The 1,978-nt window shown below is 48.4% G+C and carries 1 protein-coding gene and 1 tRNA gene; both read left to right on the forward strand.

The genetic code is table 11. The features are described from left to right. Window positions 1-226 precede the first annotated feature (226 nt). A tRNA-Leu gene (locus RUMCAL_RS02815) sits at window positions 227-309 on the forward strand. Window positions 310-541: 232 nt separating this feature from the next. Continuing rightward, window positions 542-1,648: a M15 family metallopeptidase gene (locus RUMCAL_RS02820; RefSeq protein WP_051343626.1), complete on the forward strand. Its 1,107-nt coding sequence runs from the start codon at window positions 542-544 to the stop codon at window positions 1,646-1,648. The last annotated feature ends 330 nt before the right edge of the window (window positions 1,649-1,978 follow it).

Genomic DNA, 1,978 nt, shown 5'->3' on the forward strand with positions numbered 1-1,978 from the left:
ACCCCTCCACCAGCTTCGCTGGTCCCCCTCCCCTGAAAGGGGAGGCTTAGAGCCTGTTTGTCTGGCGGCTGCAATTGCAACAGACAAGGTGAAATGCACGTAATTTCGCTGGTTTTTTGTCCGTTTGTCTGGTTGGCTTGTCTGTTTTGTGGGTGTCATTTCGGAAAAAAATTGATGCACGTGCTTGACAAATCCGGAAAATCGTGGTATACTAAAAACATTCCCTGCGGACGTGGTGAAACTGGCAGACACGATAGATTTAGGTTCTATTGCTTCGGCGTGCAGGTTCAAGTCCTGTCGTCCGCACCAAAGGTTCTTTAGAAAGGCTGTACAGTTTTCGGACTGTGCAGCCTTTTTTGTGTATCGGTGATCGCTTTCGGATTTTCTCCTGAATTCCGACTTGAAAAGTGCCGGAAAATATGCTATACTAGTGTAGTCAGCATTTTCCGCGGCAAGGATCCTGCGGAGTCTGCGAAAAATCATAGGGAATCCCCGTGAATATCATGTGCGGATTGCCGATACCAAGAAAGGAATTGCAATCATGAGCGAACCGAAAAAACCGATCAGTCATGCCAAAGAGCCGGAGCCAAAACCGGATATGGATAAAAAAGCTTCTTCCAAAGGAGGCAGTCATGTCCGCAAGCGAAAACTCCGGTTCGACCGGATCGCAGCAGTATTCGTGCCGCTGCTGCTGATCGTGCTGCTGATCGGAGCACTTTGCTTCCACAGCTGCCAACGCCGGAAGCAGCCTGAGGATTCCGGCAATGTGGCTGTGGCAACGGCAACCACGAAGCAGACCGAAAAGGCAACAGATAAGCCCAAAAAGACCACAGAGCCGGACGTGGCAACCGATACCACCAAGACCACAACCAGCACCGAGGAAACCAGCCGAAAGGACGGGAAGCAGATCACGCTGGCGGCAAAGGGTGTCGATCAGGGCAATCTGATTCTCATCAACAAGGAACACAGCTACGATTTCCCCAACGGTGATCCCAAGCTGGAAAGTGTCTACGAGAAACGAAATAGTTCCTACAGCGTCAGCGATATGGAAGTACAGCTGGACGCAGAAACCATTGCCCAGCTGAACAAAATGATGTCCGCTTTTGAAACCGAAACCGGTCTTGGCGGCATGCAGGTGTTCAGCGGCTATCGGGACAAGGCAGATCAGGATTCCCGCTATGAGGACGGCAGCACCGGATTCCGTGGCGGCTATTCCGATTATCACAGCGGCCGCAGCTTCAACCTGAAAATCAATTTCGGGGACGGCACTTCGGACTATTATAATGCAGAAAAGTATCCGAAGTACAGCTGGATCGCAGAACATGCCGCAGAATATGGCTTTGTGGTACGCTATCCGGACGGCAAGGACGAAAAAACCGGTGAGGACAGCCGTACATATACATTCCGCTATGTAGGCGTACCCCACGCTCTCTATATGCAGGAACACAACCTCTGTCTGGAAGAATACATCGACCGTGTACACAGCTACAGTGCGGACAACCCGCTGGAGATCACGGCTGACGGCAAGACCTATCAGGTGTTCTATGTGGGCATTGGCGGCACAAAGGACGTACAGGTCACCATTCCCAGCGGCACCTATACCGCTTCCGGGGATAATATCAGCGGATATATCGTGACTTGCGAATAAAACGGTGTTTTCATAATACTGTACAAAACGAATGAAAGACCGCTGCTGGTTTCTCTTGTGAAACTGGCAGCGGTTTTTTGTGTTTCGAATTGTTGGAAACGTCGTTGTTTACAAAAAAGAGCTTTATTTTTACAGATGCTTTTTCGTATAATCAGATTGAAAGTTTTGCTTTACGAGAAAAAACAAAATACATCATATGAAAACTTTCTTTTTTTTAAAATGACAAGAATGCGTTGACAAATCGGAGCATTTGTGCTATAATAATATATGTTGATTCGCCAAAAACGGCGGGAGAGCAATAAAAGAAATGCTGTTATAGCTCAGTTGGTA

The organism is Ruminococcus callidus ATCC 27760, from assembly GCF_000468015.1.
In the GTDB taxonomy this organism is placed as follows: Bacteria; Bacillota; Clostridia; order Oscillospirales; family Ruminococcaceae; genus Ruminococcus_C; species Ruminococcus_C callidus.

Coding starts and splice junctions, on each gene's coding strand:
- RUMCAL_RS02820 (WP_051343626.1), top strand. CDS start 542: ATGAGCGAACCGAAAAAACCGATCAGTCATGCCAAAGAGCCGGAGCCA.